The sequence below is a fragment of the Rhodococcus quanlei genome (genome assembly GCF_055231015.1).
Window position 1 is genome coordinate 95234 of sequence record NZ_JBUYWD010000022.1, and the last position, 20284, is coordinate 115517.

A 20284-nucleotide genomic window follows, 5' to 3' on the forward strand; every position below is an offset into this window, starting at 1 on the left:
GGTATCACGAACGGCAGTGGTATCACGAACGGCAGTGGTATCACGAACGGCAGTGGTATCACGAACGGCAGTGGTATCACGAACGGCAGTGGTATCACGAACGGCAGTGGTATCACGAACGGCGTCGGTGCGCCTCCATGCCTGACGCAGTCCGCCATCGACACGCGACGCTGCAGTCAGGAAATCATTCCTGCCCGGTCCCCGCAAACAACCTGTCACCACCATAGCGCCGACATTTGGTTAGGCTCAGTTTAATAAACAACCACTTCGAAAGAGAACATTCATCGTGATCGCCATGCTTCATCGCCGCTCGGCACTCGCTTCCACCCTCGCCATAGCCACAACACTGACCCTCGTGGCCTGTGGTTCCACAGACTCCGACACCCCGACGAGCGAAGAAGCCGATAACGGTGCGTTCCCTGTCACGATCGACCACGAATACGGATCCACGACGATCGAATCGCAGCCGACCCGGGTGGTGACAGCCGGCTTCAACGGCCTCGATTTCGCACTCGCTCTCGGCGTCACACCTGTTGCCACCCGAGAATTCACGGGATACGACTACCGCGAACGCCCGTGGGCTGCCGACTATCCGACCGACATCCCGGAAGTCGGAGGTATGGACCTCGATTTCGAGAAGATCGCCGAAGCCGAGCCCGACCTGATTCTCGGCACCTACGCCGTGATGAAGCAACCCAACTACGAAACACTGTCCGCCCTCGCTCCCACTGTCGGCGACCTGAGCGACGGCAACGGTGGGGCCGCGCCGTGGGACGTCCAACTGGAAACCATCGGACGCGCACTGGGCAAGTCCGACGAAGCCCAGCGCGTACGAGACTCGGTGATGGCGCAATTCGCCGAGGCGAAGAACTCGAACCCACAGTTCGCGGGGCGCACCGTTGCGGTCGCCATGGTCCTGAACGAGGGCTTCTACATTCTCGAGCATGGCGATCCACGCAACAGGTTCTTCAACGAACTCGGGTTCGCCGCACCAACCGAGACCGGCTCGGTGAGCGATGAACGGCTCAACCTGCTCGACCAGGAAAATCTTGTGATCCTCGGTGCAACCAAGGAGGACCTCGCGACCAATGCACTGTTTTCGGAGTTGAACGTAGTGCGTGAAGATCGCACCGTGTATCTCGGCGACTTCGACACCGCGGTGCCGGCTGCTCTCGGTTTCGCGAGTCCGCTGAGCTTGCCCTATCTGCTCGATGCCACCGTGCCTGCACTGGCCGCAGCATCCGACGACGATCCTGCAACGGTGGTGCCCACCGTAGGCTGACCTCCTCAGTAGCTGAGGTCACTCGTAAATGCCTTCGACCGACCACCCGCCCTCCGCCCAGATCAGCAACAACGCTCGTGACTCCTCGAGCAGCACTTGCGCTCTGGCGGCGGTGCGCGAATCAGCAGGGTCCCACCAGCGCTCGTCGACCGGCCAAGGGCCCGCCCAGCCCGTCACCGCCCACTCACGGCTACCCCACCGCAGCCGTTCCGGTGCGGCATCGAAGAAGCCCCGCGCCGTGACCGTCACCGGAACGCCGTGCGCGCCGGTCACCGACACCGACGGCGGCGATTCCAGGACGGCCGTGGGCGAGGGTTCGGGAAGCCTGCCGGGCCACGGCTGCGCGGGATCACGGGCCGGAATGCATTCGTCCCCCAAAGGCAGCAGGGTGACGCGCTCCGAAGGTCCTCGCCCTCCGCCCAGCACACCAACCTGAACTGCCTCCCCGCCGAGTAGCCCTTGAACACGGACCAGCGCTCGCCGAGCTCGCTCTTCCTCCTCACCGATGCCGCCCCACAACCCCTGCTGCAAAGCCCCCGACGTCACTACTTCCACCGGCTCGAGACGGAGCACCTCGATACCCGCGGTGGGGCGCGCTTCGGTTCGCCCGGTGAGCCAGCCGTCCAGCTGCCACCGCACCCGGTCCGCGGTCGCTTCCGGAGTCAACGGTTGCGCGCACCGCCAGGTACGTGCCATCTGCTCCCCGTTGGCGGTGGTGGCCGACACCGTCAGTCGCGTGCACGCCACCCCGGCCGCCGACAATGCGCGATGCAGTTGTTCCGCAAGTGTCCGGCCCGCGAAAGCCGCCGCATCCACTCGGTCGACGATGGGATCGCAGTGATACTCGACGTCCAGATCCGGTGGCAGGGCCCGCGCCGACGGCGGCCGCTCCGGATCACCGCGAGCTGCGCGATGCGCCAGCACCGCATCCGTTCCGAATCTCGAGACCACGTCCACAGCGGGCAGTGCCGCGAATGCGCCTATCGTGCGAATTCCGAGCCTGTGCAGCAAATCCACCAGTTCACTGCGACGCGGGTCAGACAGGCTGGGCTCGGCAGCCAGCTCCCGCATCGGAAGCGGCGCCAGGAATTTCGCGCTCTTACCGGCCGGAACGATCACGCCGCGCCGCGCCGCGATCACGGACGTGGACAACTGGTCTGCTATACCCACCTGGCATTCGACACCCCGTGTAGAGACCTCGTCCACCAATCGTTCCGCCGCCACCTCTTCCGAGCCGAAATATCGGTGCACGCCACGCGCAGAGAGCACCACCAGCCCGGATCTCAACACCTCCGTGCCGGGCGCCACAGCATCGACGGCCGCAGCCACAGGTTCGAACAATCGCGCATCACGATCCGGGTCTGCCTTCGCCACGCACAACTGCGGGCAGCGGGACTGTGCTTCACGCCGGCGCAGACCACGGTGCACTCCCTCCGACCGTGCCTTCGCGGAGCAGGCAACCACTCGGTTGGCCGATATCACCGCCACTGGCGTCACCGGAGACAGATCGACGGCAGCCGCGGCGGCAACGGCCGGCCAGTCCGGACACCACAGCGCCAGAACCCTACCCTCTCCCGCCTCGCTCACAGCCCCGATACCTCCGCCGAACAGCCCACCACGGTTCGATCGATGTTCGGTACCGCCCATTCCACTTTTCCGCGCGCCGAGGACACGTCCACTCTCGTCGACCGAGGCTGAAAAGAACGACCTCGCGCATGCACGTCCAGTCCGATCGATCGCAGGCGCCCACATCCCTGCTCACCCAGCCCGGAATATCCCTGCACCCGAGCGTCCAATCGCACGTCGGCACCGTCCCAGCGCCCGTCCGTCACCACCAGAGTGGAGTTCTTGCTCCGTGCACGCGCCACCACCGCGCGTGCACGCGAGGGCGACACGGAGGCACCTCCCAGCCCCAGCACCACCAGATCCATGCCGTCGAGAAGAACAGCGGCAATCTCCACCGGATCGGTTCCTGGGTCGGGGATCAACGCCAACCGCTCCAAGCGGGCACCCATCTCGACAGCCGCCAGCAACCCCAGCCGAGGGTGCCCGATCACCGCGACGTGCCCACCGCTTGCCGTCACCGATGCGATCACCCCGAGCAGCAGCGAGGTGGCGCCCGACAGCGACACCACCGAGCCCCGAGCCAACCCGCCCCGGGGAAGAATCCCGGCGAGCGCAGAAGGGACCGGCAGAACCTCCACAGGGGCAACTCCGGCAAGGGAAACACCGTCAGCGGAAACGCTGCCGGACGTTGCCTCGAGCCGCTCCGCGACCGACTCGCCACGGGACGGCACTGCTGCGATACGACGGCGAAGTTGTTCGAGCCGCTCCTGCCGTGACAAGCCCGACAGATCTCGTGACAACCCCGACAGATCTCGTGACAACCCCGACAGATCTGACGACACCGAGATATCCGATGATTCGGGGACGCCGATCACTTCGGCTGCTACATCAGCCACACCACACCCCTACAACCAGCACTGATCAACCGTTTCCGGCACTCCAAGCGGTCGGTTGCCACGGGGAAGACGCGGCTCGAACTCACTGATTCGAACGTATATTCGAACTGTTCTCAGTAAAGCTGCCTACCACCTCGACGTCAAGCGAGCTGGTCGCAGCGTCAGCGGCGACGCATGAAAAGTGAGACCCTACGAATGTGGAGCTACTCATTGCCGCCAACCCGGACCCGGATTCCAAGCTGCCCTATCTGCTCCGGCTGCCGATCGACGGCGGTCTGGTGCTTCGTACTGCGGGAACGTGGCCGCGACTGAAGGCGCTGTACTGTCACCCGGTCCCGGCCAGCGAGTGGCCCGAGCATCCCGAACTGGTCGAACGTGTCGGTCTGCGGTCCTGTGCCCGGCGCGGCGCCGCGATCGACCTCATCCTCGACCGGGGTAGAGAGAACCGGTCCCAGATCGTGTTCACCACCGCCCGCGGCCGGGACATGGTGTTCTGGCAGTCTCCACGCACCCGCAAACAAGCCAGACCGAAGGTGCGCACCACCACTGCTCGCGCTGCCGGGCTCCCGAACCTTCAGATCGTCGTCGACTCGCACGAGCGATACGCGTACCGGTTCACCGACCAGCAGGTCACCACCGTCAAACGGGCACTACCCTGCGGGGACTACGGGCTGATGCGCGACGAAACCCTGGTCGCGTCCGTCGAACGCAAGTCCTTACCCGATCTGGTAGCCAGTCTCACCAGCGGGAAACTGCGCTACGCCATTGCCGAACTCGCCGCACTACCGAGGGCGGCGATTGTGGTCGAGGACCGATACTCGGCGATATTCGCCCAAGATCGAGTCCGGCCCGGGATCGTGGCCGACGGGATAGCCGAACTCCAAGTTCGCTGGCCGAACGTACCGATCGTGTTCTGCGAAACCCGCGCCCTCGCCCAACAATGGACCTACCGGTATCTTGCTGCTGCGCACATCTGGACCGACGCCGACACCGCTGCAGAACCCACACCGAGCGCACCATCGGAGGGTACCTCCGCTCTCTCACCCGAGACGCACACAGCCACGGTCCGCGCCTGGGCTCGCGAGCAGGGAATCCCCATATCCGACCGTGGCCGGTTGCGCCCCGACGTCTGGGAAGCCTTCACCGCCGCCAACCCCACTCGCAACATCCTCTAACCTGAACGCGTGACTGCGCAGGAACAGAGCGAGAGGGGTATCGGACCCGAGTATCTGCTGGCCGGACGGTACCGATTGAGAGTCAAGCTCGGCGGCGGCGGCATGGGCGCCGTGTGGCTCGCGCGCGACACGCTGCTACACCGCGACGTGGCCGCCAAACAGGTCACCAGCACGGCCGGCCTCGACCCCGACCAGGCCCGCAAAATGCGTGCAAACACCCTGCGCGAAGGCCGGAACGCAGCCAAACTCACCCACAAGCACTCCATCGCCATGTACGACGTCGCACTCGAAGGCGGCGAACCCTGGCTGGTGATGGAGTACCTACCGTGCCGCAGTCTCGCGCAGGCGATGAACATCGCCGACGCACTGCCACCACTCGAGGTCGCGCAGATCGGCGCCCAGGTCGCCGACGCTCTCGCCGAGGCCCACGCCGCGGGCATCGTCCACCGCGACATCAAACCCGGAAACATCCTCGTCGCAGACCGGGGCAAGGATCTCGGTGTCGTCAAGATCGGCGACTTCGGCATTGCACGAGCCAAGGGCGACACCTCGGACAACTCGAGCAGCGTCATCACCGGAACCCCGGCATACTTCTCCCCCGAAGTCGCCCGCGGCGAAGACCCCACCGAGGCCAGTGATGTCTTCTCCCTCGGCTCCACGCTGTACACCGTCGTCGAGGGGCAACCGCCGTTCGGAATCGACTCCGACTCCATCGCACTGTTGCATCGAGTCGCGAAAGCCGAGATCTTTTCCCCCCGACACGCCGGTCCCCTCACCGATGTTCTTCTTCACCTGCTCGAACCGGACCCGGCCCGTCGCCCCACGATGGCGCAAGCCCGCGACGAACTGGCAAAGGTGGCACTCGGCGAGCAGGGACGATTCCCGCAACTTCTGGGATCTCCCGTGTACTCCGCCGAAGGGACCGTCCCCGTCTGGGCCCAACGGTCCACCCCACTGCCCGACTCACGACGCGGTGGGCGATTCGTCGGTTCCACCCTCGCCGGACTACCCGCCGTACAGCAGGCCACACCACTCGACAACGTCGCGCGACCGCTCGACCGGTTGCCATGGCCACCAGGTCCGCGTTCTGCCGGACGACAGGGCCCCAACACCGGACCAACGAGCTTGCGCGATCAGATCGTCGCGTGGGCACCACTCGCCATGGGCGTGATGATCGCGATTCTCGTGCTCGCGGTGATCGTGGCGATCATCGTCCTCCTGGGTCAGCCCTGATCGATCCGATCCGGTCACTCGGCCGACGGGGCGCTCAGTCGATCCGGCGACTGTGCGCCCACCTCGTCAACGCATTGCGATTGGACTGCTGTGTCTTGCGCAACACGTTCGACGCATGGGTCTCGACCGTCTTCACGGAGATGAACAGTTCCTCTGCGATCTCCCGGTACGTGTATCCACGCGCCAGCAGCCGAAGTACCTCGAGTTCACGCGGCGTCAACGAATCGAGCTCCGGATCGAGTTGCGGTTCGGGAGCATTCGAGCGTCCGGTGAACGAGTCCAGAACGAAACCGGCAAGCCGGGGACTGAACACCGCGTCGCCGCCGGCCACCCTGCGCACACCATCCGCGAGTTCGGACCCCGAAATCGTCTTGGTGACGTACCCCCGTGCACCCGCCCTGATCACGGCAATCACGTCTTCGGCAGCATCGGACACGCTCAACGCCAAACAGACCGGCCCCGAGCCGATCCCGCGGAGCACAGCTACTCCGCCACCATCAGGCATGTGCACGTCGAGAAGAACGACATGCGGATCGGTCGCGTTGATTCCGGCAACGGCCTCAGCCACGCCTCCGGCCTCACCCACGACCCGCATATCGAGTTCGCGCCCCAACTCCGCGCGCACCCCCGACCTGAACACGGCATGATCGTCGACGAGAAAGACGCGGTACGGCGGTGTTTCGAGAGAACTCACCCTGTCAGTACAACACGGACTCGAACATCGGCCAGGACTTGTGCAGATCTTCCTGCCAGTAGCCCCACGAGTGCGTTCCGGGCCGATACTCCACGTGAGCGGGAATATCGAGCTCCGCCAACCGATTCTGCAGACGATGCGTGCACTCGTTGGTGGCGGCCTCGATGACGCCACCCACGACGACCTGGTTCGCAAGCACATCCAGTTGTCCGTCGATGTTCTGCCCGTTGGGGTTGTCCTCACGACCAGGCAGACCGGTGCCGCTGGAAATGTACAGCGCGGTGCCGCGCAGCTTCTCCGCATTGACGACGGCGTCGTGCTCCACCCAATCGGCGTCGGTGTCGGGTCCCCACATGTTCTCCACGTCGCCACCGCCACGCGCCACCACCGTCTTCACGTAGGCCTGACCGAGGTCGTCGGAGGTCGAGGCGCATCCGCTGAACGATCCCACCGCGCGGTACAGGCCGGGGCTGGCCATCGCGAGATCGAGCACCGAAGTGGCAGACGAGGAGAGACCCGCGATCGCATTCACACCCGTGGTGTTCAGGGCGGAGTCGATGATCGGTGGCAACTCCCTGGTCAGGAAGGTTTCCCACATATTGCGCCCCAGAACCGGGTCTTCCTTCTGCCAGTCGGTGTAGTAGCTGAACGCCCCTTCCATCGGGACAACGACATTGACGTTCTTGTCGACGAAGAAGTCGACGATGTCCGTCTTGTTGTACCAGGTCGCGGCATCCTCACCGCCGCCGGCGCCGTTGAGCAGGTAGAGCGTGGGCCGAGGTTCGCTGGAGTCGGCTGGAAGCATGACCTTCAGCGGGATCACACGGTCCATCGACGCCGAGTACACGTATGCCGTGATCTGACGTTCGTTGGTCGTCTCGATCCGGTCGAGGTAGGAACCGGTGGACACTGCAGCCGAATCAGGTCCGGCAGGCTGCGCAGAGACGAGCTGCGGAGTTGCAAGGGGAATCAGCGCTGCCGCGCTCGCGGCGACGGCGATACGAGCGCCTCGGTTGTTCAACAGTCGCATGTGCATCCCTTGCTCGAATGGCCCCGTCACGGGAGACCATGATCTCGAGGCCTACGAAAATACAGGCCCTTTAGTTATCAAACAGCTAACATCACGAAAGCGACTCGGTCGCGAGCGCATTGCTCATACTGCGACCGAGCCGCTTCGACGAGAAAGCCGTTACTCAGCGGCTGACGAACCACCTTCAGCACTACCCGAGCCGATATCGGCGATGAGCTGGAGCAGAGGGGTGATCATGTCGAGGAGGTCGACGATGGAAGACATGCAGTACTCCTAAGTATGTGATGGGTTGGAACGACTACGCTATGGCGTAGTGGGTGTTTCGGCACTGCCGGAGCTCAAGCCGTCGAGCTCCATCAGGAGGCCGAGGTTCTCGATGAACCAGGGAAGTGCGTCGGCCAAAGATCCCATCTGATGACTCCATTCATGTAGTGATAAAGATAACGGCCATGCCGTCGTGATCTTTATAGCACCGTTACATCAGATCTGTAACGAAAATGAGAAGTTTTTAATTTGAACTAACTCGACGTTCACTCGCGGGATCACGCGGGCCTCGTCACCCGGGCCTCGTCACCGTCGTTCTGTCCTGCGTCATGACGCTCCGAAGCGCCCTTCACCGGTCGCGGCATGTGTATCCGGATCTCGGTGCCCTTACCGGGAGTCGAGCGAACACCCACGCGCCCGCCTCGCCGCTCGACGCGTGCTCGCACCGACTTCGCGAGCCCCTGCCGATCAGCGGGCACTGCGGTCGCATCGAACCCCACACCCCGATCCCGGACGAACACACCAACCTCCTCTGACTCGACCTCACAGTAGAGATTGATCTCGTTTTCGCCGGAATGCTTGGCAGCGTTGACCAACGACTCCCTCGCAGCACCGAGCAGTGCGGTGAAACTCTCCTTGGGCAGACCGTCGCCGTCGTCACAACGGTCGAGTTGGACATCTCCCACAGTGACGGGTCGAACCGTGACGCCGTGCTGGTCCTCCACTTCACCGGCGATCGTCCGCAGTGCTTCCGCAAGGCTCGAATGATCCGTCTCACCCCCGCCGAACAGCCATCTCCTCAGCTCCCGCTCCTGACTGCGAGCCAACCGTGCCACCTCGGCAGAGTCACCCGACTGCTTCTGAATGAGCGCCAACGTCTGCAGAACCGAATCGTGCAGGTGCGACGCGATCTCGTCCCGTTCCTCGGTACGAATCCGCGCGGCACGCTCGGCACCCAGCGCGCGCCACATCCGTAGCCATAACGGAACGGTCAGTAGCACCACCCCCACGAGGGTGACCAGCACGGCCAGCAAAGACGAACGCAGAGCGTCGATATCGACCTGAGCCAAAATCACGACACCGAGGCCCAGGACGATCAACGTGATCCCGCCGAACACCCGCGCCCACGTGAGCACCGTGGGACGCTGAGGCAGCCCTATCGCGCTACGAGGACCATCCGAATCGAACTCACGCCACACCAGGGCAGCACCGACAGCGACCACGACGACAGGTCCGACAACCGCCCCCACGCTGCCACTGAACAGCCACGACAGCGCAACCGTTCCACCCAGTCCTATCGCAATGAGACCGAGGGCCTTGCGCCGTTCCTGAGCGCTCGGAGGTTTTTCATCCGAGCCAGGGGGCGTGAAGATCCACAGCAACCCGTACGCCAGAACACCCGCACCCGCGAGGGCCGTCAGGAACGCGAACGCGACCCGGACCTTCAGAACGTCGATGTCCAGATGGTCCGCGATGCCACCGGCCACGCCGCCCACGATCCGGCCGCCGACCCGCCGTTCGAGGCGCCTGACCGGCACCCCATCGACCGGAGCCGGAGGTGAGTGCTGGACCGAGGCGGCACTCGTCACGCCTGGGGCTTCGTTCGACACGGGTTGCACACCCTCGATACTGGCACGCACCCTCGGCCTGGGCATCAGGGTTACACCCTGAGTTGCCCGTAGCCCCTCTCGGGGTCAGCGTTACCCCTTCTCCGCCCCGACCGATGTCACACACGTTCCCGTGAGTCGAACGTGTGTGACATTCGCCGGGGTAAAGATCAGGGTAGTTCCCGATGTTGCCGCCGCCCCTTGTCCGCCAGCATGGGTACATGACCAATGGGAGCTTCCAAGAGCAGATCAGCGACCTGTGGCGGACCCGGCCGGTGCGCCTTCCCGGCAGCGGCCACGTTGCGGGAGTGTGTTCCGGAATCGCGTACCGCTACAACGTCGATCCGGTTCTTGTACGCGTCGCCTTCGTCGTCTCCACCATCTTCGGCGGCGCCGGCATCCTCCTCTACCTCGCCGGTTGGCTCGTCCTCACCCGTTCCGGCGATCCCGCGTCCGCCGCCGAGTCGATGATGGGTCGTGGCAGCAGCTCCGAATCCGGGACCAAAACGGCAGTTCTGCTCGTCGCACTGGCCATCGCCGCCAGCACCATCGGCCCGTTCGGAGTGGGCATGGGGGGCTCGGGACTGATCAGCCTGATCCTGATGGTCGGAGGGCTCTGGTTCCTCTACCAGCGCTGCCCCGTTCCTCCGCCACTACCAGCCGGGCAGCGTTTCGGGGCCGGCAATCCGGCCGGATACGCGCGAACGTATACCCCGAACCCGTTCACACCCAGCGCGTTCACCCAACCGACATTCACACAGCCGGATTTCGCGCAACAGCCCTACAGCCCATACACAACACTTCCGGACACCTACGTCCCGTCCGAGCCCCCGTCTACCGAGGCGGCTTCCGAACCTGCACACCCAACGGATCCCACCCACACTGCTCCCACCGGCCCGGCTCCGACTCGAACTTCGCAGTCCACACCGCCTGCGTGGGACCCGCTCGGTGTCGCACCGTTCGCCTGGGACCTGCCGGAACCAACCGTCTCCTCCCCGCCACCCGACCTTCCCGAACGGACGCGTTCGAGACTCACCCCCACGTTCATCGGCCTCGCCATCCTGGCCGTCGCAGCGGGTGCCGCCGTCGCAGCCGGCACCGACTCCGAATGGCTCACGCCCGGACGTATCGGCGCCATGGCGCTCGCCGTGATCGGCGCAGGTCTCATCGTCGGCGGACTGACTCGCCGCGGCTACGGACTCCTCGTCGTTGCCGGGCCGTTGGCAGGATTCGTCGTACTCGCATCACTCGTCGGCCCGATCGACTTCCAGAACGTCGGCGAAAGGCAATGGGCACCCACCACTGCAGCTGCCCTCGAATCCGAGTACAGCGGCAGTTTCGGCTCGTTCGAACTGGATCTGACCGGCCTGCAACTCACCGACGACACCGAGATCGACATCACGAACCGGATGGGCGAGTTCATCGTCATCGTCCCATCCGAGCTGAACGTGCAGAACGACTGCGCCACAACGTTCGGAGAGTCGGTGTGCCTGCCCGCCGGGGTGAACAGCGGGGACAACGGCGAAGGTCCGCTACTGACACTCGACGTGGACAATCAGTTCGGAAGTGTGGAGGTGCGCCGTGGCTGAGAACGAGAATTCCTGCAGCGAGAACTCCGACACCGAGCACACATCCACCAACGGCCGGGCACGACATCGGCCCTCGATCCTGCTGATCCTGGCAGGGCTGACGGCCCTGTTGGTGAGCGGCTGGGCCCTCGTCGGCCCCTTCACCCTCACCCCCGTGGGCGAGAACGCCTTCCGCTGGATATTCGTCGCACTCGCTGTGGTGGTAGGGCTGGTGCTCGTCTTCCTGCCGAACCACCGCAGAAAGTAGCTTCCCAGGAGCTCATTTCCCTGCTAGCCCCGAGTCATTCCCATTCGATGGTTCCCGGCGGCTTGCTCGTCACGTCCAGAACAACACGATTGACATCACGAACCTCGTTGGTGATCCGGGTGGAGATGCGCTCGAGCACCTCGTACGGCAGACGCGTCCAGTCGGCGGTCATGGCGTCCTCGCTCGACACCGGACGCAACACGATCGGGTGACCGTACGTACGACCGTCACCCTGCACACCCACACTGCGAACATCGGCCAACAGCACCACCGGGCACTGCCAGATCTGACCGTCCAGCCCCGCTGCGGTGAGTTCTTCGCGCGCGATCGAGTCGGCGTGACGGAGAATCTCCAACCGATCGCGTGTGACCTCACCGATGATGCGAATGCCCAGGCCAGGTCCGGGGAACGGCTGGCGTCCGACGATCTCCTCGGGAAGTCCTAGTTCACGTCCGACAGCGCGAACCTCGTCCTTGAACAGCAATCGCAGCGGCTCGACGAGCGTGAACTGTAGATCCTCGGGCAGCCCACCGACGTTGTGGTGGCTCTTGATGTTCGCCGTTCCGGTCCCACCGCCGGACTCGACGACATCGGGGTAGAGCGTTCCCTGCACGAGGAAGTCGACGGTGTCGCCGTGGACCGCGCTCTCACCGAGCACGTCACTGACGGCACCTTCGAAGCTTCTGATGAACTCACGACCGATGATCTTGCGCTTGGTTTCGGGGTCGGCAACACCGGCAAGTTCACCGATGAACGTCTCCGCGGCGTCGATCGTGATCAGCTTGGCGCCGGTTGCGGCCACGAAGTCCTTTTCGACCTGCTCTCGCTCACCGGCACGCATCAGACCGTGGTCGACGAACACACACGTCAGACGGTCGCCGATCGCACGCTGCACGAGCGCGCCCGCGACGGCGGAGTCCACTCCGCCCGACAGGCCACAGATCGCCTTGCCGTCACCTACCTGCTCGCGCACCTTCTCGACGAGGGCATCGGCGATGTTGGCAGCCGTCCACGCCGGCTTGATCCCGGCAACCTCGTGGAGGAAGCGGCTCAACACCTGCTGCCCGTGCGGCGAGTGCAGCACCTCCGGGTGGTACTGCACACCGGCCAGCCGCCGAGCCCGATCCTCGAAGGCAGCGACGGGAGCACCCTCACTGATGCCGGTCACCTCGAAACCCTCGGGTGCCTGAGTCACCGCGTCACCGTGACTCATCCACACCGGCTGCGTCACGGGCAGTCCGTCGTGCAACAAACCGCCTTGCACGCTCAGATCGGTGCGCCCGTACTCACGGGTACCGGTGTGCGCGACGGTGCCACCGAGAGCACCCGCCATCGCTTGAAAGCCGTAGCAGATACCGAACACTGGAATGTCGTGCTCGAACAGCGCCGGATCCAGTTGCGGAGCACCCTCCGCATACACACTGGCCGGCCCTCCCGAGAGCACGACCGCGAGCGGCTTTCGCGAGACGATCTCGTCGACGGACGTGGTGTGGGGAACCACCTCGGAGTAGACGTTCGCCTCACGCACGCGCCGCGCAATCAACTGGGCGTATTGGGCGCCGAAGTCGACTACGAGTACAGGACGCTGCTCTTCGATATCTGACACCAGGTCAGTCTAACGGTGCACGCCCGAGCAACCCACGCCGCTCGGGCGTACCGAAAGCTACGCCACGCCGTGCTTGCCCACCGGCGCCGTTTGCTCCCCGCTCGTGATGCCCACGATCGGCAACACCAGGGCGCCCGGCGCGTTCGCCGGAACCACGGGATTCTTCGGAGTGGTCGGCTGGACCCTCCGGTACTTCTCCCCCTGCGCCGGACGCTGATCGGCTTCACCCTTGTTGGGCCACAACGATGCCGCCCGCTCGGCCTGCGCCGAAATGGTCAGCGAGGGGTTCACACCGAGGTTCGCCGACACAGCCGCGCCGTCCACCACACTGAGCGTTGGATAATTGTGCACGCGATGGTAGGGGTCGATGACACCTTGCGACGCGTCTTCGCTGATCGCGCAACCGCCGAGGAAGTGCGCCGTCAGCGGTATGTTGAACACATCCCCCCACGTGCCGCCGGCCCAGCCACCCACCTTCTCCGCGATGCGCCGAGTGGCCTCGTTACCCGACGGGATCCAGGTGGGATTGGGCTCTCCGTGGCCCTGCTTGCTGGTGACCTTGCGCCGACCGAACAGACCCTTCTTGGTGTAGGTGGTGATCGAGTTGTCGAGATTTTGCATCACCAGCGCAATGACAGTCCGCTCACTCCACCGGTACGGAGTCAGCGCACGCAGAGCCTGGGGCTTGTCCTTGATGTTGCGGAGCAGTTTCTGCCAGCGTGGTGTGTCCCCACCGCCATCCGTGATCAGCGTCTGAAGTAGCGCCATCGAGTTGGACCCCTTGCCGTAACGCACGGGCTCGATATGGGTGTCGGAACTGGGATGGAAGGACGATGTGATCGCGACGCCCTTCGTCAGATCCAGGTTCGGATCCACCTTCGCTGCCGCAGCACCGAGGATCGACTCGGAGTTGGTGCGGGTGAGCACGCCCAGCTTGTCGGACAGCTTCGGCAGCGCGCCGGTGTCCTTCATATCGAACAGCAAGTGCTGGGTGCCCCACGTCCCCGCCGCCAACACCACGTTGGCAGCGGTGTACGTTTTGCGGCCACGCTTCTTGATCGGGCCTGTCCGACGCGTGAATACGTCCCACGTTCCGTCCGTTGCCTCACGCAAGCCGCTGACCGTCGTCATCGGGATGATCTCGGCACCGGCCTTCTCGGCAAGGCCGAGGTAGTTCTTGAGCAATGTGTTCTTGGCGCCGTGGCGGCAGCCGGTCATGCATTCACCACACTCGATGCAGCCCGTTCGATCCGGTCCGACACCGCCGAAGTAGGGGTCGGACACAGTCTTTCCAGGTTCCCCGAAGAACACACCAACCGGTGTCTGAATGAACGTATCCCCGGCACCCATGTCGTCTGCGACCGACTTGATGATGTTGTCGGCCGGGGTCATGTGCGGGTTCTGAACGACACCCAGCATCTTGCGGGCCTGGTCGTAGTACGGGCTCAGCTCGTCGTGCCAGTCGGTGATGTGTGCCCACTGCCGGTCATCGAAGAACGGGGCCGTCGGCTTGTACAGCGTGTTCGCGTAGTTGAGTGAGCCGCCACCGACGCCCGCGCCGGCGAGGATCATGCAGTCTCGGAGCATGTGCACGCGCTGGATGCCGAAAAGCCCGAGAGCGGGTGCCCATAGGAAGTTCTTGAGATCCCAGCTGGTCTTGGCGAATTCCGCATCGGCGAAACGACGGCCGGCCTCGAGAATGCCGACCTTGTACCCCTTCTCCACAAGCCGTAGGGCTGTCACACTGCCCCCGAAACCGGAGCCGACGATCAACACGTCGTAATCGGTTGCTCGCTTCGTGCCCATGTTGGGATACCTCCACCGTCGAAATCGGAACGTACCCACGAGTATGCCCTGCTCCGTTGTGACTCTTGCCACAAGGGTTGCCTTAGTGTTACCGGCGGCCACACACAATATCGAAGGAACGCCGTGCCAGCCGGCTCCACTGCTGGTACGGCGTTCGTCGCGTACTGCCCGTCAGGCCCGGACTGTGAGCCCGACCTTCTGGAATTCCTTGAGACTCGAGTACCCCGCCTTCGCCATCGAGCGCCGGAGGCCACCCACGAAGTTGAGCGAACCGAACGGATCCTCGGAAGGACCGATCAGCACCCGCTCGAGGGTCGGACGATCCGCACCGAACGACACCGGAAGCAGCGCACCTCGCGGCACCGAAGGATGTGCGACGGCCGACGGCCAGAACCAGCCGCCGCCCGCAGCCTCCCGCGCAACGGCAAGCGGCGCACCCAGCATGGCTGCATCCGCGCCGCAAGCTATGGCCTTCGCAAGGTCACCGGAGGAGGTGATGTCGCCATCGGCGATCACGTGAACATAGCGTCCACCCGTCTCGTCCAGGTAGTCACGTCGAGCCGCCGCGGCATCGGCAATGGCCGTGGCCATCGGGACACCGATGCCCAGCACCTCGCCGGTGGTGGTGGCGCCCTCCGTCGACCCGTATCCGACGATCACACCGGCAGCACCGGTCCGCATCAGGTGCAGCGCCGTGCGATGATCACTCACTCCCCCGGCCACGACCGGAACGTCGAGCTCGGAAATGAAGGTCTTCAGATTCAGCGGCTCGCTGTCGTTGTTGGCGACGTGCTCGGCAGAGATGATCGTGCCGTGCACCACCAACAGGTCGATACCTGCCGCGATCAACTCGGGTGCAAGCGCACGCGCATTCTGCGGACTGACCCGGACCGCGGTGGTCACACCGGCATCGCGCACTTGTGCAACAGCGGCCGCGAGAAGACCCGGCTGCAACGGTGCGGCGTGCAGTTCCTGAAGCAACTTCACCGGCGCATCCGGATCGAGATCCTTCTCCGCCAGCTCCACGACCTGCGCGAGCTTCGCCTCCACATCGGGATGACGGCCCCACAGACCCTCACCGTTGATCACACCGAGTCCGCCGCGGCGGCCGAGTTCGATGGCGAACTCCGGCGACACCAGGGCATCCGTCGGGTGCGCCAACACAGGGATATCGAAACGGTAGGCGTCGAGCTGCCAGGCCGTGGACACCTCCTTGGAGGAGCGAGTACGCCTCGACGGAACGATGTCGACGTCGTCCAACTCGTAGGTGCGTCGGGCCGTGCGGCCCATGCCGATCTCAACGAGGTCGCGCACGCGCGCCCCTTTCTCGTGACTGATGTGACTCGTGACTGATGTGACTCGTGACTAGCGGGCGACGTAGTTGGGCGCCTCTACCGTCATCGTGATGTCGTGCGGATGACTCTCCTTCAGTCCCGCCGCTGTGATCTGCACGAACTGCGCATTCTGCAGCTCCTCGATGGACGATGCACCGGTGTATCCCATTGCGGCGCGCAGTCCGCCGGTGAGCTGATGAGTGACCTGCGAGAGCGGACCACGGTAGGCGACACGGCCCTCGATACCTTCCGGCACCAGCTTGTCCTCGGACAACACATCGTCCTGGAAGTACCGGTCCTTCGAGTAGGACTTCGCGGAACCCCGAGTCTGCATGGCCCCGAGAGATCCCATTCCCCGGTAGCTCTTGTACTGCTTGCCGTTCAGGAGGATCAGCTCACCGGGAGACTCGGCGGTGCCTGCCAACAACGAGCCCAGCATCGCAGTGGACGCTCCGGCAGCAAGTGCCTTGGCGATGTCTCCGGAGAACTGGAGTCCACCGTCCGCGATGACCGGCACACCGTGCGGCTTGGCCGCAGCGGCGGCCTCGAGGATTGCGGTGACCTGTGGTGCACCCACCCCGGCAATGACTCGCGTGGTGCAGATCGAACCCGGACCCACACCCACCTTGACCGCGTCGACACCGGCCTCGATCAGTGCTGCAGCACCCGCCCGCGTCGCGACGTTGCCGCCGATGATCTGCACGCGCTCGTCGACCTCGGCCTTCAGCTTGGCGATCATGTCCAGGACACCCGCCGAATGTCCGTGCGCACTGTCCACGACCAGGACGTCCACGCCGGCGTCGGTCAACGCCATCGCGCGACTCCACGCCTCGTCACCGGCACCGACCGCGGCACCCACGAGCAGGCGACCGTCGCGGTCCTTGGTGGCGTCGGGATGCTGTTCCGTCTTGACGAAGTCCTTGACCGTGATCAGGCCGGTGAGCTTGCCCTGCCCGTCGACGATCGGCAGCTTCTCGATCTTGTTACGACGGAGCAGACCGAGCGCAACGTCCGCCGTCACACCCTCACGAGCCGTGATGAGCGGCGCCTTCGTCATGACCTCCGACACGGGACGGTTCATATCGACTTCGAACCGCATGTCGCGGTTGGTGATGATGCCGACCAACTGCCCGGCCTCGTCGGTGACCGGCAGGCCCGAAATGCGGAACCGGGCGCACTTCGCATCGACCTCGGCCAGCGTGTCCGACGGTGCACACGTCTCCGGGTTCGTCACCATCCCGGCTTCGGAACGCTTGACCGTCTCGACCTGACCGGCCTGGGCTTCGATGGCCAGGTTCCGATGGAGGACACCCATGCCACCCGCGCGTGCCATGGCTATGGCCATCCGCGATTCGGTGACGGTGTCCATGGCCGAACTGACCAGCGGAACCCGAAGACGAATGTCACGAGTCAGCTGACTGGAAGTGTCGACCTGATTCGGAGTGATGTTCGATGCCGCCGGTAGAAGCAGGACGTCGTCATACGTCAACCCGAGCATGGCGACCTTGTTCGGGTCGTCGCCACCGGTGTGTACCTGCCCTGTGGAACTAGTCATGCGGTTCGGGCCTCCAGATAAAGGTGAATACGATAAATGCGGCGGTAGTCCGTGAGTTCACGTCAGTGGGATCCACATCTGTGGAGTTCACACCGGTTGGGGTTCACATTAGTGCCCCGAGGATGCGACCACTCCTGAACAAGGCATGCACAAGGCGTGATATTCCCAGCACTTGCACCATCGTATCGGCCTCGGCCACGCCGAGGTCACGCCACCCACGCTGCACGTACGCCGAACGGCTGGCGCAGACCGCCAAGAACTGAGTACCGTGGTGCTGTGCGTGATCAACTGCCTCCCGGTCTGCCCCCGGACCCCTTCGCCGGCGACCCCGCCGACCCGTCCGCAGCCCTCGACGCCCTGGAGCCGGGTCAGCCACTCGATCCACACGAGCGACTCGCAGTGGAAGAGGACCTGGCCGACCTCGCCGTATACGAAGCCCTGCTCTCACACCGAGGCGTCCGCGGGCTGGTCGTCTGCTGCGAAGATTGCCAGCAAGACCACTACCACGATTGGGACATGCTCCGCGCGAATCTGCTGCAGCTCCTCGTCGACGGCACCGTCCGACCTCACGAGCCCGCATACGATCCCGTCCCCGAGGCATACGTCACGTGGGACTACTGCCGTGGATACGCCGATGCCTCGATGAACGACGCCGTACACGGCGACGGGTTCGAATCCTGAACCGTTTCGAGTCCTGCACTAGCGCATCGGCGCCCGAACGAAAACTGTGGCCCGACACTTCGGAAGTGTCGGGCCACAGTTTTCGTTCCTTGCGCCGGTCTTTCAGCCCACGGCGGGCGGCGTGGTGGTAGTGGTGGTCGGCGGCGCCTCGTGCTTCTGCGAAGGTGGCGTGCTGTCGTCAGGGTTCGGTGGACGCAACATGACCGTCGGATCGACCGGCGACGGGGGCGTGGACGGGTCCGTCGTCGGATCGACCGGAGACGGGGGCGTGGACGGGTCCGTCGTCGGATCGACCGGAGACGGGGGCGTGGACGGGTCCGTCGGCGACTCGACCGGGGAGGGACTCGTCGGCGGTACCAGCGGTGGGATCTGCAGGTCCGTCGGCACAAGGTCCTGCCACGGGACGGTTTCGAGCCCGGGAAGCCCTGGCACGGGAACCTGCGAACCCGGAGTCGGCGGCGACGTGGTACCCGGCTTTTGTGCCGAACTCACAGGCGTCTCGGGTTCCATTTTCTCGACCTCGTTCGACAGCCGCTCACGCCATTGCTGCAACTCGCCGCGAGTATCGGCATCGCGCACGTCGTCGGCGCGCGCAGACGCTGTCTCGAGCACAGCCTTGGCGCTGCGTGCGTCACCGGAAGCGATCAGCTTCTCGACCTGCTCGAGCTTCGACGTGGTGTCGATCTTGGCCACCGTGGAATCGGCCTGCTGACTGAACACGACCTCTTTGATGTTCCACAACGGATCGCCCGGTTCGGCATTGTACGAGAAGATCGTGGCGCCGCCCATCACGACCGCAATGGCGGCAGCCGCACCCGCAATGGGACGAATCAAACGCAGCCGGCTGCGAGTGACCGCCGTGCGATTGTTCTTCTCGATGGCCTCGACGACCTCGTCGAGGTCTGGCCCCTCGGGCATGGGCTCGGCGACGATGCCCGAACGCCAGTCTGCGAGGACCAGAGCAAGTTGATACTGCTCGGGTGTGTCCGTCTCTACATGTCCATTACCGGAAAGCGCCTCTATGAAGGCGTCGTCCCGGCGAACTGCCGCGATGTCCACGGGTGCGTCGTCTCCCGGGAGATCGGCGTGGGAACCACCGTCGCGCTTGTTCCCCTCAGCCATATCTCTCACCTGCTCTCGCGACTTCCTTCTTCAGTTTCGCAATGGCTCGGTGTTGAGCCACGCGTACAGCGCCTGCCGTGCTTCCGACGGCTGCTGCCGTCTCCTCTGCCGACATTCCGACCACGAGTCGAAGAACGAGAATCTCCCGGTGCTTCTCCGGAAGCGTGCTCAACAGATCTTCCATCTGTCGCCCAGCTTCCGAATCGAGCGCCCGCTGCTCAGGGCCGTCGCCGGTAGCGATGACATCAGGTACGTCGGCCATCGGCTCCGATTTGTTACGCGCGGAGTTTCGGTGAGCGTCGGCAACCTTGTGTGCAGCGATTCCGTAGACGAAGGCCATGAAGGGGCGACCCTGATCCTGATAACGCGGAAGGGCGGTCATCACAGCCAGGCACACCTCCTGCGCCACATCGTCTGCCGAGAGCTGACCTCTCTCCGCAGCGCCGACTCTGGCTCGGCAATACCGCACAACCAGGGGTCGAATACTTTCGAGGACACGAGCTAGAGCGGCCCGATCACCCTGCGTTGCCGCAGCGACAGCGGAGTCCAACTCCTCGCTCGTGTTAGTCATCGTGAGTGAAATTCCTGGCGTTACAG

17 protein-coding genes are annotated in these 20284 nt (G+C 64.4%); 6 read left to right on the top strand and 11 right to left on the bottom strand.

What is annotated here, in order from left to right; all coding sequences use genetic code 11:
* Positions 1-295 precede the first annotated feature (295 nt).
* Positions 296-1282 (top strand): ABC transporter substrate-binding protein, encoded by a 987-nt coding sequence (locus ACZI8Q_RS16200; RefSeq protein ID WP_463374584.1) that lies wholly within the window; start codon positions 296-298, stop codon positions 1280-1282.
* 18 nt (positions 1283-1300) lie between these two features.
* On the opposite strand, the gene ACZI8Q_RS16205 is transcribed toward ACZI8Q_RS16200, so the two are convergent.
* Positions 1301-2869 carry a DNA polymerase Y family protein gene (locus ACZI8Q_RS16205; RefSeq protein WP_463374585.1) on the bottom strand — a complete coding sequence of 523 codons (1569 nt, stop codon included), beginning with the start codon at positions 2867-2869 and terminating at the stop codon, positions 1301-1303.
* A complete protein-coding gene (locus tag ACZI8Q_RS16210) occupies positions 2866-3678 on the bottom strand; it encodes a hypothetical protein (RefSeq protein ID WP_463374662.1) in 813 nt (270 codons plus the stop codon). The genes ACZI8Q_RS16205 and ACZI8Q_RS16210 overlap by 4 nt, the downstream gene beginning before the upstream one ends.
* A gap of 263 nt (positions 3679-3941) precedes the next feature.
* Between ACZI8Q_RS16210 and ACZI8Q_RS16215 the strand changes: the two genes are divergently transcribed.
* Positions 3942-4919 (top strand): ERCC4 domain-containing protein, encoded by a 978-nt coding sequence (locus ACZI8Q_RS16215; RefSeq protein ID WP_463374586.1) that lies wholly within the window; start codon positions 3942-3944, stop codon positions 4917-4919.
* Between the two features lie 9 nt (positions 4920-4928).
* Positions 4929-6152 carry a serine/threonine-protein kinase gene (locus ACZI8Q_RS16220; RefSeq protein WP_463374587.1) on the top strand — a complete coding sequence of 408 codons (1224 nt, stop codon included), beginning with the start codon at positions 4929-4931 and terminating at the stop codon, positions 6150-6152.
* A gap of 34 nt (positions 6153-6186) precedes the next feature.
* Here the strand turns inward: ACZI8Q_RS16220 and ACZI8Q_RS16225 are convergent, their stop codons facing one another.
* From ACZI8Q_RS16225 to ACZI8Q_RS16235, 3 genes are all read right to left on the bottom strand, one after another.
* On the bottom strand, positions 6187-6846 hold the full coding sequence (locus tag ACZI8Q_RS16225) for a LuxR C-terminal-related transcriptional regulator (RefSeq protein ID WP_463374588.1): 660 nt from the start codon (positions 6844-6846) through the stop codon (positions 6187-6189).
* A gap of 4 nt (positions 6847-6850) precedes the next feature.
* Positions 6851-7876, bottom strand: coding sequence for an alpha/beta hydrolase (locus ACZI8Q_RS16230; protein WP_463374589.1), 1026 nt, complete (start codon positions 7874-7876; stop codon positions 6851-6853).
* Positions 7877-8418: 542 nt separating this feature from the next.
* Positions 8419-9795: an ATP-binding protein gene (locus ACZI8Q_RS16235; protein WP_463374590.1), complete on the bottom strand. Its 1377-nt coding sequence runs from the start codon at positions 9793-9795 to the stop codon at positions 8419-8421.
* A 173-nt stretch (positions 9796-9968) separates the two neighbouring features.
* Here ACZI8Q_RS16235 and ACZI8Q_RS16240 point away from each other — a divergent pair, with 173 nt between their 5' ends.
* Complete coding sequence (locus ACZI8Q_RS16240) at positions 9969-11336, top strand: PspC domain-containing protein (RefSeq protein ID WP_463374591.1); 1368 nt, start codon at positions 9969-9971, stop codon at positions 11334-11336.
* Entirely contained in the window at positions 11329-11583 is a 255-nt protein-coding gene (locus ACZI8Q_RS16245; RefSeq protein ID WP_463374592.1) for a hypothetical protein, read from the top strand. The genes ACZI8Q_RS16240 and ACZI8Q_RS16245 overlap by 8 nt, the downstream gene beginning before the upstream one ends.
* A gap of 34 nt (positions 11584-11617) precedes the next feature.
* Here ACZI8Q_RS16245 and guaA read toward each other — a convergent pair whose 3' ends face one another.
* From guaA to guaB, 4 genes are all read right to left on the bottom strand, one after another.
* Positions 11618-13189: a glutamine-hydrolyzing GMP synthase gene (gene guaA / locus ACZI8Q_RS16250; RefSeq protein ID WP_463374593.1), complete on the bottom strand. Its 1572-nt coding sequence runs from the start codon at positions 13187-13189 to the stop codon at positions 11618-11620.
* A 57-nt stretch (positions 13190-13246) separates the two neighbouring features.
* Positions 13247-14995 (bottom strand): GMC family oxidoreductase N-terminal domain-containing protein, encoded by a 1749-nt coding sequence (locus ACZI8Q_RS16255; RefSeq protein WP_463374595.1) that lies wholly within the window; start codon positions 14993-14995, stop codon positions 13247-13249.
* A gap of 171 nt (positions 14996-15166) precedes the next feature.
* Positions 15167-16309: a GuaB3 family IMP dehydrogenase-related protein gene (locus ACZI8Q_RS16260; protein WP_463374596.1), complete on the bottom strand. Its 1143-nt coding sequence runs from the start codon at positions 16307-16309 to the stop codon at positions 15167-15169.
* A gap of 51 nt (positions 16310-16360) precedes the next feature.
* Positions 16361-17884, bottom strand: a complete 1524-nt coding sequence (guaB, locus tag ACZI8Q_RS16265) for an IMP dehydrogenase (protein ID WP_463374597.1) — start codon at positions 17882-17884, stop codon at positions 16361-16363.
* Positions 17885-18160: 276 nt separating this feature from the next.
* Between guaB and ACZI8Q_RS16270 the strand changes: the two genes are divergently transcribed.
* Positions 18161-18565: a DUF5319 domain-containing protein gene (locus ACZI8Q_RS16270; RefSeq protein WP_463374598.1), complete on the top strand. Its 405-nt coding sequence runs from the start codon at positions 18161-18163 to the stop codon at positions 18563-18565.
* 102 nt (positions 18566-18667) lie between these two features.
* Here ACZI8Q_RS16270 and ACZI8Q_RS16275 read toward each other — a convergent pair whose 3' ends face one another.
* Positions 18668-19696: an anti-sigma-D factor RsdA gene (locus tag ACZI8Q_RS16275; protein WP_463374599.1), complete on the bottom strand. Its 1029-nt coding sequence runs from the start codon at positions 19694-19696 to the stop codon at positions 18668-18670.
* Positions 19680-20258 (bottom strand): sigma-70 family RNA polymerase sigma factor, encoded by a 579-nt coding sequence (locus ACZI8Q_RS16280; RefSeq protein ID WP_463374600.1) that lies wholly within the window; start codon positions 20256-20258, stop codon positions 19680-19682. Before ACZI8Q_RS16280 ends, ACZI8Q_RS16275 begins: the two co-directional genes overlap by 17 nt.
* Positions 20259-20284 lie beyond the last annotated feature (26 nt).

Coding starts and splice junctions, on each gene's coding strand:
- ACZI8Q_RS16230 (WP_463374589.1), bottom strand. CDS start 7,876: ATGCGACTGTTGAACAACCGAGGCGCTCGTATCGCCGTCGCCGCGAGC.
- ACZI8Q_RS16200 (WP_463374584.1), top strand. CDS start 296: ATGCTTCATCGCCGCTCGGCACTCGCTTCCACCCTCGCCATAGCCACA.
- ACZI8Q_RS16235 (WP_463374590.1), bottom strand. CDS start 9,795: ATGCCCAGGCCGAGGGTGCGTGCCAGTATCGAGGGTGTGCAACCCGTG.
- ACZI8Q_RS16240 (WP_463374591.1), top strand. CDS start 9,969: ATGACCAATGGGAGCTTCCAAGAGCAGATCAGCGACCTGTGGCGGACC.
- ACZI8Q_RS16280 (WP_463374600.1), bottom strand. CDS start 20,258: ATGACTAACACGAGCGAGGAGTTGGACTCCGCTGTCGCTGCGGCAACG.
- guaB (WP_463374597.1), bottom strand. CDS start 17,884: ATGACTAGTTCCACAGGGCAGGTACACACCGGTGGCGACGACCCGAAC.
- ACZI8Q_RS16255 (WP_463374595.1), bottom strand. CDS start 14,995: ATGGGCACGAAGCGAGCAACCGATTACGACGTGTTGATCGTCGGCTCC.